General features: G+C 42.1%; 15 protein-coding genes. 6 read left to right on the top strand and 9 right to left on the bottom strand.

Features of this window, described 5'->3' with window-relative positions:
- Positions 1-39 precede the first annotated feature (39 nt).
- Entirely contained in the window at positions 40-807 is a 768-nt protein-coding gene (locus tag J8M00_RS15070; protein WP_211011358.1) for an SDR family NAD(P)-dependent oxidoreductase, read from the bottom strand.
- Between the two features lie 104 nt (positions 808-911).
- Here J8M00_RS15070 and J8M00_RS15065 point away from each other — a divergent pair, with 104 nt between their 5' ends.
- The 3 genes from J8M00_RS15065 (at position 912) to J8M00_RS15055 (ending at position 3,744) form a co-directional block, all read left to right on the top strand.
- Positions 912-1,250, top strand: a complete 339-nt coding sequence (locus J8M00_RS15065) for a winged helix-turn-helix transcriptional regulator (RefSeq protein WP_211011357.1) — start codon at positions 912-914, stop codon at positions 1,248-1,250.
- Positions 1,251-1,481: 231 nt separating this feature from the next.
- The gene (locus J8M00_RS15060) at positions 1,482-2,861 is read left to right on the top strand and encodes an L-cystine transporter (protein ID WP_211011356.1); all 1,380 of its coding nucleotides are present in this window, start codon (positions 1,482-1,484) and stop codon (positions 2,859-2,861) included.
- 361 nt (positions 2,862-3,222) lie between these two features.
- Positions 3,223-3,744: a DUF3859 domain-containing protein gene (locus J8M00_RS15055; protein ID WP_211011355.1), complete on the top strand. Its 522-nt coding sequence runs from the start codon at positions 3,223-3,225 to the stop codon at positions 3,742-3,744.
- A 106-nt stretch (positions 3,745-3,850) separates the two neighbouring features.
- On the opposite strand, the gene J8M00_RS15050 is transcribed toward J8M00_RS15055, so the two are convergent.
- Entirely contained in the window at positions 3,851-5,008 is a 1,158-nt protein-coding gene (locus J8M00_RS15050) for an acyltransferase family protein (RefSeq protein ID WP_211011354.1), read from the bottom strand.
- A gap of 151 nt (positions 5,009-5,159) precedes the next feature.
- Here J8M00_RS15050 and J8M00_RS15045 point away from each other — a divergent pair, with 151 nt between their 5' ends.
- Together J8M00_RS15045 and J8M00_RS15040 are read left to right on the top strand one after the other, a co-directional pair.
- Complete coding sequence (locus J8M00_RS15045; protein ID WP_211011353.1) at positions 5,160-6,281, top strand: sensor histidine kinase; 1,122 nt, start codon at positions 5,160-5,162, stop codon at positions 6,279-6,281.
- On the top strand, positions 6,281-6,898 hold the full coding sequence (locus tag J8M00_RS15040; protein WP_211011352.1) for a response regulator: 618 nt from the start codon (positions 6,281-6,283) through the stop codon (positions 6,896-6,898). Before J8M00_RS15045 ends, J8M00_RS15040 begins: the two co-directional genes overlap by 1 nt.
- A 109-nt stretch (positions 6,899-7,007) precedes the next feature.
- Here the strand turns inward: J8M00_RS15040 and J8M00_RS15035 are convergent, their stop codons facing one another.
- The 7 genes from J8M00_RS15035 to J8M00_RS15005 all read right to left on the bottom strand — a co-directional run bounded on the left by J8M00_RS15035 (position 7,008) and on the right by J8M00_RS15005 (position 12,630).
- Complete coding sequence (locus J8M00_RS15035) at positions 7,008-8,198, bottom strand: acyltransferase family protein (RefSeq protein WP_211011351.1); 1,191 nt, start codon at positions 8,196-8,198, stop codon at positions 7,008-7,010.
- A gap of 349 nt (positions 8,199-8,547) precedes the next feature.
- Entirely contained in the window at positions 8,548-8,937 is a 390-nt protein-coding gene (locus tag J8M00_RS15030) for a glutaredoxin family protein (protein WP_211011350.1), read from the bottom strand.
- Between the two features lie 58 nt (positions 8,938-8,995).
- Positions 8,996-9,217 carry a hypothetical protein gene (locus tag J8M00_RS15025; protein WP_211011349.1) on the bottom strand — a complete coding sequence of 74 codons (222 nt, stop codon included), beginning with the start codon at positions 9,215-9,217 and terminating at the stop codon, positions 8,996-8,998.
- Positions 9,218-9,642: 425 nt separating this feature from the next.
- Complete coding sequence (locus J8M00_RS15020) at positions 9,643-9,864, bottom strand: hypothetical protein (RefSeq protein ID WP_211011348.1); 222 nt, start codon at positions 9,862-9,864, stop codon at positions 9,643-9,645.
- A 617-nt stretch (positions 9,865-10,481) separates the two neighbouring features.
- Positions 10,482-10,829 carry a low molecular weight protein tyrosine phosphatase family protein gene (locus tag J8M00_RS15015; protein ID WP_211011347.1) on the bottom strand — a complete coding sequence of 116 codons (348 nt, stop codon included), beginning with the start codon at positions 10,827-10,829 and terminating at the stop codon, positions 10,482-10,484.
- A gap of 8 nt (positions 10,830-10,837) precedes the next feature.
- Positions 10,838-11,467: a peptide chain release factor H gene (gene prfH / locus J8M00_RS15010; RefSeq protein ID WP_211011346.1), complete on the bottom strand. Its 630-nt coding sequence runs from the start codon at positions 11,465-11,467 to the stop codon at positions 10,838-10,840.
- On the bottom strand, positions 11,464-12,630 hold the full coding sequence (locus J8M00_RS15005; protein WP_211011345.1) for an RNA ligase RtcB family protein: 1,167 nt from the start codon (positions 12,628-12,630) through the stop codon (positions 11,464-11,466). The genes prfH and J8M00_RS15005 overlap by 4 nt, the downstream gene beginning before the upstream one ends.
- Before the next feature lie 553 nt (positions 12,631-13,183).
- Here J8M00_RS15005 and argA point away from each other — a divergent pair.
- Positions 13,184-14,524 carry an amino-acid N-acetyltransferase gene (argA, locus tag J8M00_RS15000; protein ID WP_211011344.1) on the top strand — a complete coding sequence of 447 codons (1,341 nt, stop codon included), beginning with the start codon at positions 13,184-13,186 and terminating at the stop codon, positions 14,522-14,524.
- Positions 14,525-14,549: the final 25 nt, after the last annotated feature.

The raw sequence follows: 14,549 nt of genomic DNA, 5'->3' as shown, positions 1-14,549 counted from the left end.
ATATTCTCGTCTTGATTGGATCCTAGGGAGTGACCTTGCCTAATTTCTACCAGCCATCACTCCGCCATCGACATCCATAATCGTGCCCGTTATCCAGCTCGCCTCGTCGGATAATAAAAATAAGATGCTATGGGCAATATCCAGAGGTTCGCCAACTCGTCCAATTGGGTGAAAATCATTGAATGATGCGAGCACTTTTTGCATATCTTTAGGTGCTATAAACGACTCGTAAATGGGGGTCTGGACTACCGCAGGGGCAACCGCATTGACGCGTATATTGACTTCACCAAGCTCCATGGCTAAATGTTGTGTCAGGGCGTGTAATCCTGCTTTTGCCATGGAATATGCTGAAGAAGGCGTTGCCTTTATTGCTTGTTTTGCCCACATCGAGCCTATATTGACAATATTACCGCCTCCAAAACGTTGCATGTTTTTTACTACTGCCTGAGTCAAGATAAACGTTGCTTTGTTGAGATCATGGTATTTATCGTAGTCTGCAATGGTATGTTCCACAAAAGGGGTAGGTGAAAAATAACCTGCTGCATTGACGAGGTAGCCATAGTGTGTGTCCTTGCTGGCGATGCTATACGCTAGTTGCTCGACTGCCTTGATATCATATAAGTCGATTTGTAGGCCTTTAATCTCACCCAATGTGCTAAGTTCATCAACCGCAGCGTTTAGCTTATTGGGGTTGTTGCCAAGTACTTCAACTTTGACACCTGCTTGCAATAGTTGTTTGGCGGTTTCAAAGCCCATACCGCTTGAACCACCTATGATAAGGGCTGTGCCATTACTGGAAAAAGTCATAATCACGTCTCTTGTTTTTGAAAGTCGTGATAATATTAATTTTAACAAAAGCCCCTGAATAGTAAGTACAATTTGGTTAGGTAGGTACTTTTTGGTACATCTTTATGACTTTACAAGAGAAAAAAATTTCAAGAAAGTTAGCACCGCAATCGAGTGCGAGAATGGTCGAGACTATTTATGGCTGTAAGTGGTCTTTAACTGTCTATCAATTACTAAAAGCTGGGGTTAATCGACCTGGGGAAATGGTGCGGCAAGTTGAAGGGCTATCAACCAAAGTGCTCAATCAATGTCTTAAGCGTAACGTCGAGTTTGGAATTTTAGATAAACATGTGTTCAATGAGCTGCCTCCGCGAGTTGAGTATAAGGTGACGCCATTTGGCGAGAAATTCTTAGCGATTTTAGATCAGCTAGAGGCGCTGCAAAATGATCTAGATGCTTTATAGGCAACCAAGTTGGCATCGAGGCTTCATGGGTGCCACTATAAAATATACACTGTCGCTGTGTACTTACTTTGTCTTAGTCAAAAAAGCAGCAAATCAATAACTCGAAAATATATCTCATTCCGAATCATTCTTTTCAGTAACGCAATAATTTATTACTGTGCGCGCTAGGAAAAAATTCCGAACTATCTTCTTTTAGGTTTTCTCTCTTATTGAGCATTCAAAGGTAAATATATGTCCTTCATCGCTATGGTGAGCCTTGCTGTTTTTGCTGCAATTCTCGTTCTTCTATTCCAAACTCAGAAAAAAGGCGCAACGCTTTCTCGACTTGTTTTAATTGGCCTGTCATTGGGCAGTGTTTTTGGTTTCGCTTTGCAGTTTTCGTTGGGGGAAGGGCATCAGGCCATAGAAGAAACCCTAAATTGGACTAATGTTGTTGGCAGCGGTTATGTCGCATTGCTTAAAATGATCATCATGCCATTGGTACTGGTGTCGATGATAGCAGCTGTAGTAAAGCTAGAAAAATCAGGTGCGCTTGGCAAAATAAGCGGCATTACTATTTCAGTGTTAGTCGTCACGACCATGATTGCGGCGCTCATTGGTATCTTTATTACGCAATTATTTGGGTTGAGCGCAGAAGGCTTAACCGAAGGGGCGCGAGAAACATCGCGTATTGCGGTTTTGGCATCTCGAAGTGAAACGGTGAGTGACCTTTCTATTCCGCAGATGTTGCTAAGCTTCATTCCAACTAATATTTTTCAAGATTTGGCATGGGAGCGCTCTACTTCAATTATCGCGGTTGTGATTTTTGGTATTTTAACAGGTATAGCGGCACGTAAAGTGATGGCTGAGCGTGAAGAGTTAGAAACGCCGATCCGTACATTCGTTGAGACTGTACAAGCTGTGGTTATGAGATTAGTTAAAATGGTGATCTCACTAACGCCATACGGTGTAGCGGCATTAATGGCTAAGGTTGTAGCAACATCAAGTCTTGCGGATATCACTAATTTGCTTGGTTTTATCGTGGCATCTTACTTAGCAATCTTTTTGATGTTTGTTGTACATGGTTTGTTAGTGGGTCTGTTTGGTGTAAGCCCTAAACAGTTTTTCCAAAAAATTTGGCCGGTATTGACGTTTGCATTTACATCGCGCAGCAGTGCCGCAACTATCCCTTTGAACGTGGACACGCAAATTAATAAGCTCAATGTACCGCCTGCGATTGCTAACCTATCGGCATCATTTGGCGCGACAATAGGTCAAAATGGCTGTGCAGGGATCTATCCTGCGATGCTGGCAGTGATGGTGGCTCCAAGTATGGGCATTAACCCTATGGATATCTCGTTTATACTGTCTTTGGTGGCGATTGTGGCGATCAGCTCATTTGGTATCGCAGGTGTTGGTGGGGGCGCGACATTTGCAGCGTTAATTGTGTTGCCTGCGATGGGTCTACCAGTGACTATTGCAGCACTACTGATTTCTATTGAGCCACTGATTGATATGGCACGTACTGCTTTGAATGTTTCTGGTTCTATGACAGCAGGTACAATTACGCATCGTATTTTAGGTAAACAAGCAGATGTGGAGGCTGTTGAACAGCCGGTTGCACAGTCATAAATAAGTACTTAGGGGCCTGCTTGGCAGGCCTTATACCAAACAAGTAACACTCCCTTTCCCTCTTACATTTCAAACTTTGATTTCATTTTATCACTTGAGTTCTTATGCACTTTTTAGCTCCAAGAGTTGCGTTTGGCACAGCAGATGTGTGAACTAATTGACAAGCAATACCGAGCTATCTTACGAAATGATGTGGGAGATTGTTATTGGCTTGGGTTATGTTGGTAGTTTATATTATTGAACACGAAGTGTACCCAAAGGTTGAATAACTTTGCCGGTCAGCACTAAAGGCTGCCTGTTTATCGGCTATATTTATCGGTTAAGTGGCGCTCATTGTGAAATGAGTGAACAGAGGTGAACTATGTTAAAAGCGCTACTGTTTTGTATTCTTGTTTTATCAAATTTTGCTTCTATGGCAGCGCAGTCAAGCAGAAGTAAGATAGAGTCTGTGGTATTTGTCCATTCTTATATAGAAAAAATAGGTGGCGAACTAATCCAAGATGAAAGTTCACTGAGCGGCGTGATGAACGTAGATGAACAATCAAAAACGCTTAAAGAAAGAACTTGGATCATCCCTAATAGATTGGGCACCGGCTTTGAAATTGGTATTGCTTTTTTATCTATCCCTGAGCATGTAAATAACCTTGATGTTCGGATCTCCTACCCAGAAATGATACTCCCTAGTGGGGAGAAAAGATCTCAATTAAATCGGCAAGTAGATATTACAGGGCACAATGGTGAGTATATTTGGGGTTTTGCCTATTACTTTGATTATCCATATGAAGCAACGCCAGGTGATTGGTATATTGAGATTCACGCAAAAGGTAATTTGGTACATAGCTCTAAGTTTACCGTTGTAGAGGATGACAAAGAGTTTGAGTAATTCCCCCAATATTGTTAAGCGTTGGCAGCAGCATCCACACAGGGTATGCCATCTAGTGACTGCTGCTTGGTAATATCCGAAACAAAGTGTAGATGGGCCACTCCCCTTATGTATACTCAGGCTTTTTTTTGCCATTCAATAAGTGACCTAAAAAACGTCCTCGGACTAGAAAGTGGTAGGTTAATAAAGAGCTTGATAAGGTAGCAAGTAGGCTTATTGTAAACTTTGCAAATACAGACAAGTCGAGGTTAATGAGAGGAAATTGGATATAAAGTAGCAGCGGAACATGGACCAAATAAACCCAATACGACGCTTCTGAAAGGTATCGGCTTAATCTGTTTGCTCGATTTAAAAAGAGGTAACCTAACTGTAGTACGAGTACAGTCCAACTTACTATGGCAACCGCTTGAATGGCCACTAAGCGCATGTGTCGCCAACCCGTAGGGGTAAAGGAACCTTGTTTCGCTGCTTCAATTACTTGTTCTAATGTTGGTGGTTCTGGCAAATAAGTTAGGTAAAGGCTTACTGATATCAGCGCAATAATTGTTGTCAATATGATTGTCTTGATACTGCATTCTAGCCTGTACGGTTTGTGGTGTAATCCTATGCCCATAACATAAAAAGCCCCGTAAAAAACGAGCCCCCATAATTGAGGCTGGATCTTATCGGGTGCGGGAAACGGCACAGGCTGGCCCAGCAGTGCAGCAAAACTGAGTGTGGCAATAGCTAAACACGCGATAATTGGCTTTGCGAAGACGCTGCATAGGTATTGGCATCGGGTTGAAATATGCATTATCACCCAATGTAATAAACAAAGCTGCATTAATAACCACAAAAACCACAAATGCATGGTGCTAATCTGTGGCGTTTCAATAACTTTAAAGACAGTAAAAATGGCGGGTACAGGATCGGCAATATCTGCACCCCAAGTGAGTACATGCACGAACGAGGCCGCCAATAAAGGGAAGAATATAATAAAGGGGATGAGTATTCGTTTTAGCCTTAATTTGATAAACGCATAAGTACTATTTTGTTGGATAATTAATGCACTACAAAAGCCTGCGATAACAAAAAACAGTGGCATGCGAAATAAATGCAGCCAATTTGAAAGCACATCAAAAAATACCGAGTTACTTGGATCGGCACTAAGCCAAATGTTTTTAAAGTATGGCCCATAAGTGAGGGCTGTATGAAAGATGACGCCCAGTATAAGTGCAGTGCTGCGCAAGTTATCAATGAAGTGAAAGCGTGGTGTGTATTGCATAATAGACTCTCTATTTCTTTCAATACACATATGCTAACCGTCGAAATCAGACCGCCACTAGTCACAAATTGCCTATTTAACCTATGACATCTGTCACTGTTTATGAACCGACACATTTGCCATAATGGTTAAAAAAACGAAGTAGTACACCATGGGCTCTCAGATCAGACACACAACAGATTGGCGCTTTTCAACTATAGCTTCATGGCTTGGGGTGACCTGTGCCTGTGCATACTATGCCAATTCGTCAACATCCTTGTTGCTGCAGCTACCTGTGAGTGTAGCCATACTGCTGCTATTATTTTATGTAATAAAAAACCCTAATAAACACGTAGTTCTTGTCGCTGTTTGCTATCTTTTACTGATATTGTCATTAGTGCCTCTTTCTACAACAACATTGTTATTTATCCATGCTGTGATGTTTTCTGCGGTATTTAGCCCACACTTTTCGTTTCCCAAGGTCATGCTATTTGTTTCTTTGATAATGTTTGCATATGGCCTGTATCATTTTGAACGTTGGCAAGGTGAGATCCCTTGGATAACTTTTGTTGTCTGGTTCTTTTTTTGCAGTATGAATTGGTTTGTCAGCCGTCGAATAGTTGAAAGTTTAAATATGCACTATGAATCGCGGCAAAACTACAAAGAACTCCAAGCGGCGCAGCATATGATGGCTATTATGTCGGCCGCGCAAACGCGGCAGCATATTTCTCGAGAGCTGCACGACTCACTTGGCCACAAGTTAACCGCTTTGAGCATAAACTTAGACTTTACGAAACGGGTTGCACCTAACGATGTCGCAAAGTCGCTAGAGACATGCCATCAACTTAGCCAAGAGGTGCTCTCGGAAGTACGCGATATCGTCTCTGTGCAACGCAATGACAGTGCTTTACTTGCGCATGCGTTAAAAGAGATTATTGCCATGACACCTAGGTTGCGATGTGACTTAGCGTTAGATGTCGATGAAAAAAGGATTTCGCAGCAGCACACTCTGTGCATTGTACGATTTTGCCAAGAGATGATCAGTAATACGTTAAAACATACTCAGGCAAAAGAGTTCTTTTTACACGTCTCGGTAGAAGTAAGAGGGGAGACCGAGCTGTTAGTCGCCAAGGCATGGCACAGCCAAAAAGAGTCCAAGTTGCCCAAAGCGGGTAACGGTTTAGTTGGCTTGACTGAGCGAATGGCACAATTCGGTGGTCACTTTGAGCAATCCCTTGAGAACAGTCAGCTTTTGAATGTTATGACTTTACCCCTTGAGCTAGGAAAAGAGTGATGATTTCATGTCTTTTGGTTGAAGATCAAACTCTAGTTCGGCTGGGGTTGGAAAGTCTACTGAATTTGAGTGAGTGTATTAGAGTCACTGGTGTTGCTCAAAACGGTATTGAAGCATTGGAGCGAATAAAAGAGGCCCAGTTTGATGTAATGTTGTTAGATATGCGCATGCCTGAGTTAGATGGCCTTGGGGTATTAAGCGCCATGCAAAAACTCCCTCAGCCCACACCTCCTGTGCTGATCATCACGACTTTCGAAGATTGTGATACGCTAGTCAATGCCGTCAATTTAGGGGCAAAAGGGTATGTTTTAAAAAGCATTGAGCTTGAAGACCTCATTGAGGCCATTAAACAGGTGGTAGCAGGGCAGCAAGTATTGCAAAAAGCACTCACCGATTACTTACTAAAAAAGCAGTTGGTGCCACAAATGATGCTAACAACAAAAGAGCTTCAGGTTTTGAAATGTTTGACTTTGGGGATGCCCAACAAAGAGATCGCAATCACTTTAAACAACTCAGATGGCACAATCCGCAATCACGTATCGCAGATCCTGGCGAAATTAGACGTTAATGATCGTACTCAGGCGGTATTAAAAGCTTTTGATAAGGGGTTAGTATAAGCGCTGACATCAGTACCGTATTGGTAAGGGATGACAATTCAAGTTATTTCGTTGGCTTTGCCTTTTCAACACCGCACAAAGTGGGGGACTCTGCCCCCGTTCAATGAGACTATTTTGCTAGCGCGTTATTTTCGCTCTTTGGAGAAGGAGGTGACGTGGGCTTTTTTCCATTTAATAAATGGCCTATAAAGCGTCCTCTGATCAAATAATGATAGCTAACCAGTGAGATAACCAAAGTGCCGCTCACACTGAGAATAAACTTAACTGCAGCTGGTAAGTCAATATTGGTAAGTGGAAGCTGCATATAAAGCAAAATTGGCACATGCACTAGATATACCCAGTACGATGATTCTGATATGTAACGACTGACTTTACTCTCTTTGTTTAAATAGTTGTAACCAAGAATAAGCGCCAATGCGGTCCAGCTGACAATTGCAATCGCTTGAATTGCCACTAGCAGCGAGTGCTGCGCACCTGATGGCGCAAAGTAGCCCTGTTGTGCGGCTTCAATTACTTGTGTGAGAGTTGGTGATGCGGGTAGCAATAGGAAGTAGTACCCAAGTGATACAGTCGCTACACCAGCGATAACCAAAGTGCTTTTAACTCCTCGGGCGCTCACCTGTAGATTGTTATATAAAATAGCGCCTGCAAAGTAAAAAGCACCATAAAAGCCCCATGCCCAAAATTGCGGATACAGCTTGTCTGGGGCGTGGAAAGGGACAGGCTGTGCTAAAAGCGATATAAAGCTACAAACTACGAGTGCGAGCAACAAAACAAGTGGGTTTGTCGTTACTTTCAACAGATATTTGTAAATGCTAGAAAAGCGAGTTAAACACCAATGAAGTATGCAAAGCTGCATTAGGACCCATAAAAACCACAAATGTATGGTGCTGATCTGTGGGTTCTCAATAGCTTGAATGACTCCAAAAAGTGCCGGAACGGGGTTCGCGACCTCTGTGCCCCACATGAAGATATGAAGAAATACAGCAATGATGATTGGATAGAAAACAAGAAAAGGAATTAAGACGCGTTTAAATCGCAATGTGATAAAGGATTGCTCATTTTTTCGAGCAATTAGAAGTGCACTACAAAAACCTGCAATTAAAAAAAATAATGGCATCCTAAACAAATGTAGCCAGTTTGCGAGGTAGTTGAAAAATACACTGGTATTGGGATCTGCGCTAAACCATATATTTTTAAAATAAGGTCCGTAGGCAATCGCTGCATGGAAAATAATTCCAAGTAATAGAGCCATACTGCGTAAATTATCAATGAAGTAAAAACGTGAGTTTTGTTGCATTGTGTTAAGTCCGATTAATTTAAAATCCTTGTATTATTGCGTCTGTGAGTTGCTTTGAGCTGCGCAAATAACTTGTGTCAACTATGGCATTTGGCACCGCTCTAGAATGTAAGTAAGTGTAATTAAGTGTATAGAGCAGATCCCTTCGCAATTGCGCTTAGCGCGCGAATGTGAATGACTTTGCATTGTGGGGCCTAGTTCTGTGCACTATTCAATCGCGGCTTGAAACCTGAGAAAATATAATGCCAGAGTAGCTTCAAGTAATTGCGAAAGTGGTGCTAAGTAGTATGTTTGATTGGTGATGCAAAAAGGGCCTAGTGTTGAAGCTCGCTGACCCTTCGCGTTAGGGCTAGAGCAGCTGGTGGCTCTTTAATTGTGTTTCTAGTGCGGCTTGGTTAAAGCCTCGGATCAAGCCATCAGATACCAAAATTAGGGGTAACACTTCACCACCTAATGCCTCAAACTCTTTAAGTGCTTCGGCATCTTGCTCAATATCCACTTTTACGAAGGCAATATTACGTTGTTCTAAATATTGTGCTGTTTTTTTACAAAAAGGGCACCATTGGGTGGTATATATCTTAATGGGTGTCGTTGAATTTACACCGTATGAGCTATAGTCCCCTTTTTCAATTTGCTGGCTTGCAAACAAGCTTTGGATTGCCTGCATACCATAGCCTCCACCAAGCCAACCTAGGCCGAGGGCAAGAGCAAAAATAACCAGATACTTTATTATATTCATTGTTCTACTCACGGGGTTAAAATGAGCGATAGCAGGTACTATCGCTCAGGGTGATTAATTATGCACAGTCGCGCATACATTGTGCTTTAATCGTGCGGCAGTTATATCCAGGTGTTCCGCCCCACTGACACACATAAAACTGGTACCCGCAGTAGTTTTCTAATGTGCCAAAGCTCTGCCAGTTACAGCCATGTGTATAACCATTGCTTGCAGAGACAGCAAGAGAAGTACCTAGTCCCATGGCGATCCCCATGACGGCCATTGCTATTTTTTTATTCATTGTATTTCCTTTATCATTTTAACAGCGAGCAAAAATTACTCACCGCTAAATATGTAATCGCGCTTGGTGGAATGAGTCAATAAATAGTGTGAATTTTGAATTGATTAAAATTCAACCTGCCTTGGGCGCTGCGGGATTTACTGTTTTAGATTGAAAAATATAGGATTTAAAACCTATCTACATTAATAATTTTATACTTTTAATGATTGAGCCAGACGTTGAATTTATCAACTTTGTAGCTACAGCTTATCTATTCTGCTTTTTAGCTGTGTCTTTTGGGAAAGTTACAGTAAAGTGCGCAGGCACATTAGATATGAATTCATCAAGAAGATATACAAAGCCATATTGCAGGTTCAGTATGGCAACGACAATGCGAGAAAGAAAATAGTAGACTCTATGTAAAAGAGCCTACCAACTTTGTTGCCTTATCCGCAATCACTCATACATTGCGCTTTGATGGTACGACAGTCGTAACCCGGTGTATAACCCCACTGACAAACATAAGCTTGAAAACCGCAGTAGTTTTCTAGTGTACCGTGCGATTGCCAGTTACAGCCGTGCGTGTACCCATTACTTGCAAAAACTGCAAGGGAAGTTCCTAGTCCCATAGCCAGTCCCATGACTGCCATTGTCATTTTTTTATTCATCTAATTTCCTTTATCACATTTAAAGTGAACAAAAATTGCTCACAGGTAAATAAAGTAATAGTGCTTTACACTTTGAGTCAATGGTATTGTGTGAATTTTCAGTTGATTAAAATTCACTCGCTTTAGTGGCGTGGAAATCGGACGCGATTAATATGAAAGATATTAAATTTATGCTGTTTTTTGTAATAGAGGCTATCTTGCAAAAAGCGACTCTACTATGAGTCTGTCCGCCAATGGTTTTTTGAGGTGCAGATTTAATCCATTGTTTTTTAGACTTATACTTCTATGCTGAGGTAAATGTAAGGCTCCTTAAACAAAATAAATAACATTTGAATGGCAGCTTTAAGACATTTTTCCATCAACTGTTCATTTGTGTGCATCACGTAAACGTATTAAATGCAAACTAACTGGCAATATTGTTAGAGTCTGCGAATTTGCCACAAGAGGTCAATGAAGATACTTTTCAGCTATATAAGCCGTAGTAATTAGGGCGGTAAGGGCCTATTTATCATAGCGCCATTAGTAAAAAGCGCCTTCTCTCATCGCTATGAGCTAAGAGGTAGAAGGCGATATTTAAGGTATGTAGGTGCGTTTTTACTTGAAAGTTGTGTTGTTAGTTACAGGGGGAGTGCTAAATAGGCGCCGACAGTTGCTTTGAGTATTTCAACCAATGCATCATTCATAAAATGGTAATCATCTGGTATATCAAGCACCTGGATATTTTTATACAGCAAGAGTTGTGTAAACTTAGCTCGCAAGCGGCACTTATGCTTTTCTTCCATGACAAAAATGATATCTGCCCATTGAATATCCCCTTTGTTTACTGTGCGCTTTGCTTTAGGGCTAGTACCGGCTGAGCGCACCGAGAGGTTTGCGTGGTTTTTCCACACTTGCTCGCCAGTAGGGCTTCGCCATTGGTTGCGACTACAAACAAATAATACGTTTATCTTTGTTGGACCTAACATAGTTTGCTTCACTTCCTAACAGGGGTGAAACTAACCCCTTTAAACGTTTTAACTGGGTTGCCTCGCTCTACTTCTCGGTGATGTTGCCAACGAGACTTTTGCTGGACGCTTATGTCTGCTTCTTGCTTTGCGGCTAGTTTTTGCAGTAGCAATGCACTGGCAAGTTTTTTATTTGCATGTTGACTACGCTCACTTTCAACTCGAACAGAGAGGCCTGTCTTTACATGGGTTGCCCGTACTGCTGAGTCTGTTTTATTGACATGTTGACCGCCAGCACCACTGGCGCGACATGCCTGAAATGTAATTTCACTGTCAACTTGGCGTTCGTTTACTTGATAGACTCGCCCGCTAAAAAACCAGTTTTTGCGTTTTTGCATTGGTCTGAACTGGCTTTCACAGGTCCACAATAAAGCGCCTTGCCAACTGAGTGCAAATTGCTGTGTGACTTCTTGATTGGGTGATGATAGTTTGACGACAACTGACTTATAGCAGCCGGCTTTTGAGGCCGGTATAAGCTCTACTACATCACAACAAATACCCCGCTTCTTACTTTCTTTTTGCAATTGAACAAAAGCAAGCGCCACAGCTTTGCAGCATTCGAGAGGACCTAGCCCTGAAGATAGTTGTAACAAGATCACTCTGCGCAGCTCCCATTGGTCTTAAAGGTTAGGACTGGGCGTAACTTTGCGACGACATTGATTAATCTTGCTTCAACGAGATCTGTGATGATGGATTCGCATTTTTTATAAGCTTGAGGTGCTTCATCGTAAAGCAGCTCTTTGTTACCACATATCACGCGACTCCCCAGTTCTGTTCGATATAGATCTTCGCGTTTATATTTGTGACTGAGTCTGCTTTGACACGCGCCGCGCTGCCACTTTCTTCCTGCACCATGGGCGAGAGAAAATAAACTAGCTAATGTGTGTTCATTTGGTACAGCATACGGCTTAACCAAGTAACTATAATCTCCTCGAGAACCCGGAATAACTACGTAGCCTTGGTCACTTGGTGTTGCACCTTTGCGATGCAACCAGCCTTGGGTATCGTCAATTTTTTGCGGTGATACTAAATTGTGGTTGATATCTAATATGCAGTGACCATCGGACCTTATCGCCGCTAAAAATCGCAAAGCGATCAATTCTCGATTAAGCTCAGCCCACCTTAGTGCTTCGTTGTGTGCCGCGATATAAGAAGCAAAGTCGATATCATTGACGTTCAAACCGCTGTGGTTATGTTTGGTGATGTGTTTGACTAAAATAGATTGGCCCAACCCACGAGAACCTGAGTGTACCAATAACTGAAGGTGCTTTTTGTCTATACCCAAGGCATCCAGTGCGGCTTGATCATAGACTTGGTCTATGGCTTGAAACTCGGCAAAATGGTTGCCCCCACCGATGGTGCCAAGAGCGTGATCATAGCTATTTGTCGTAATGCTTTTTTCATTTTTACGTGATTCAATGAACGTATGCCAGCTGTCATCAAGGGGCTGTTCTACATGGTTAAACTTCTTTGCCAGTTTATCTAAATTGAGCTTCGAGATTTTTGCAGATGTTTGCCATAACGACATACCACAGCCAATGTCATTGCCTATCAATGCTGGGTATATCTTGCCAGTGGTAAAAAAGGCCGCACCAATTGGGTAGCCTCTACCTGGGTGTAAGTCCGGCATACCTGCAACACGGTGCATATTTTCAAGTTCAGATGTTTTTATCAGCTGTTGTACAGCAAGCCCTTCAATCCATGTATCTTTAGATGCAATAAGGGCTGTATTTTCAGTAAGTTTTTGGACGCAGTTGCCCATAATACCAATACCTTTATATAGGAATTAAAACGGAAAACGTATTGGCAGGCCATATTTCACAATAAGTGACTGTGGGTAACTTAAAAGGAAGCTATATCAGGAGTTGAATTTGCTTTCAGCTACTTAGCGGATGAGACCTGCAAAGGATAAATGTGTGTTTGTCATGAATTTTTCTCCTCTACAGTTAGTTGATAGTGCGGCGAGATAATAGCCATAGAAGCCCGCTAAAGCAATTAAAAAATGTGGGAAAATATGTAGTTCGGAGTTATTTAGCTTGAAAAAGATGAAGCTTAATAGTGAATAATAATTAACTTTCTGTTGTGTTAAGTATTTTATTTTTAAGGTGTCAAACGCTTGGTTAGGCTGGGGTTTTTATTCACTCTTTTGTTTTGTAGGGCTTTTTGTTTTTGCTTTATTGTTTTTTCTGACGTTTACGGAGAATTAAAATTCAAAATTAAAGAATAAAAATTCTTTAATTTTGAATTTTAATTCTCTATGATGGGGGTTCGTTTTGATAAGTTCAATTATTGGCACTTTTAAAAGGTAAATGCTCGTGCGTACGACCGAACTCGTAGATGGTTTTCGTCAATCAACCCCTTATGTGAACGCTCACCGAGGGAAAACTTTTGTTGTGATGCTTGGTGGTGAAGCGGTTGATCAACCTGGATATCGCAGCATTATTAACGATGTGGCGTTGCTGACCAGTCTTGGTATTAAAATTGTGTTGGTATTTGGTGCTAGACCGCAGTTTGATAATGCGTTGTCCAATGCGGGTCTTCACAGTGAATTTCACAATCATATTCGGGTCACTGATGGAGATTCTCTCCACATTATCAAGCAAGTGAGTGGGGCTATGCAGCTTGATATAACAGCCATGTTATCAATGTCTCTAAGTAGCACACCTATGTCAGGAACATCACTCAATGTGGTGAGCGGGAATTTTGTAATTGCACAACCGATAGGAATTGATGAAGGGGTGGATTATCACCACTCTGGTCGTGTGCGACGTGTTGATGTAGAGGGTATTCGTCACCAACTTGATAATAACAGCATTGTCTTACTCGGTCCTATTTCGGCCTCGGTGACAGGTGAGAGTTTTAATTTAACTGCCGAGGAAATTGCAACGCAAGTCGCACTGCGCTTAGATGCAGATAAGATGCTTGGTTTTTGCCATGAAGCCGGTATCTTGGATGAACACGGAGAAGCCATTGCTGAGCTAATGCCCAATGAAGCTGAGCTGCTATTGGCTCGCGGAGAAACTTGTAATGCACCTTGTAAAAGTGCAGCCGTGTTTTTACAGGCCTCAATTGAAGCATGCCGTGGCGGAGTACACCGCTGTCATTTGGTCAGTTATAGAGAAGATGGCGCCTTGTTGCAAGAGCTCTTTTCACTCGATGGGATCGGTACTCAAATTGCACCTCAAAGCTCCGAGCAACTGCGCAGCGCAAGTATCGCCGATATCAATGGTGTGCTCAATTTAATTCGCCCTCTAGAAGAACAAGGCTATCTAGTCAGGCGCTCTCGTGAGCAGTTAGAGATGGAAATAGAGCAATTTACTGTGATAGAGCGTGATGGAGTGATTATTGCGTGCGCTGCGTTTTACCCATTTTCGGAGGAGCAGGTCGGTGAATTTGCAAGCCTTGCTGTACACCCACAATACCGGGATGCCGATCGGGGCAGTTTCTTACTACGTACTGTCATTAATAAAGCGCGTCGGCAAGGCTATAAGGCTTTGTTTGCACTGACAACTCGTAGTATTCATTGGTTTTTAGAGCAAGGCTTTGATTGTGCGGGAATAGAGGACTTACCAGCAAAGAAGAAGTCACTTTATAACTACCAAAGGCGCTCTAAAATTCTTAAGTTAGACTTAACTCGATTGCCTAAAAACCGATAGTTATGCAAATAAAATGGGGCCAAAG

Source organism: Pseudoalteromonas luteoviolacea, assembly GCF_018100925.1.
GTDB lineage: Bacteria > Pseudomonadota > Gammaproteobacteria > Enterobacterales > Alteromonadaceae > Pseudoalteromonas > Pseudoalteromonas obscura.
This window is presented reverse-complemented; position numbering and strand designations above follow the sequence as displayed.

Excerpts from the sequence above, each read along its gene's own strand:
- J8M00_RS15005 (WP_211011345.1), bottom strand. The coding sequence starts at position 12,630 with ATGGGCAACTGCGTCCAAAAACTTACTGAAAATACAGCCCTTATTGCA.
- J8M00_RS15025 (WP_211011349.1), bottom strand. The coding sequence starts at position 9,217 with ATGAATAAAAAAATAGCAATGGCCGTCATGGGGATCGCCATGGGACTA.
- J8M00_RS15065 (WP_211011357.1), top strand. The coding sequence starts at position 912 with ATGACTTTACAAGAGAAAAAAATTTCAAGAAAGTTAGCACCGCAATCG.
- J8M00_RS15050 (WP_211011354.1), bottom strand. The coding sequence starts at position 5,008 with ATGCAATACACACCACGCTTTCACTTCATTGATAACTTGCGCAGCACT.
- J8M00_RS15020 (WP_211011348.1), bottom strand. The coding sequence starts at position 9,864 with ATGAATAAAAAAATGACAATGGCAGTCATGGGACTGGCTATGGGACTA.
- J8M00_RS15040 (WP_211011352.1), top strand. The coding sequence starts at position 6,281 with ATGATTTCATGTCTTTTGGTTGAAGATCAAACTCTAGTTCGGCTGGGG.
- J8M00_RS15070 (WP_211011358.1), bottom strand. The coding sequence starts at position 807 with ATGACTTTTTCCAGTAATGGCACAGCCCTTATCATAGGTGGTTCAAGC.
- J8M00_RS15045 (WP_211011353.1), top strand. The coding sequence starts at position 5,160 with ATGGGCTCTCAGATCAGACACACAACAGATTGGCGCTTTTCAACTATA.
- J8M00_RS15030 (WP_211011350.1), bottom strand. The coding sequence starts at position 8,937 with ATGAATATAATAAAGTATCTGGTTATTTTTGCTCTTGCCCTCGGCCTA.
- J8M00_RS15060 (WP_211011356.1), top strand. The coding sequence starts at position 1,482 with ATGTCCTTCATCGCTATGGTGAGCCTTGCTGTTTTTGCTGCAATTCTC.
- J8M00_RS15015 (WP_211011347.1), bottom strand. The coding sequence starts at position 10,829 with ATGTTAGGTCCAACAAAGATAAACGTATTATTTGTTTGTAGTCGCAAC.
- J8M00_RS15055 (WP_211011355.1), top strand. The coding sequence starts at position 3,223 with ATGTTAAAAGCGCTACTGTTTTGTATTCTTGTTTTATCAAATTTTGCT.
- J8M00_RS15035 (WP_211011351.1), bottom strand. The coding sequence starts at position 8,198 with ATGCAACAAAACTCACGTTTTTACTTCATTGATAATTTACGCAGTATG.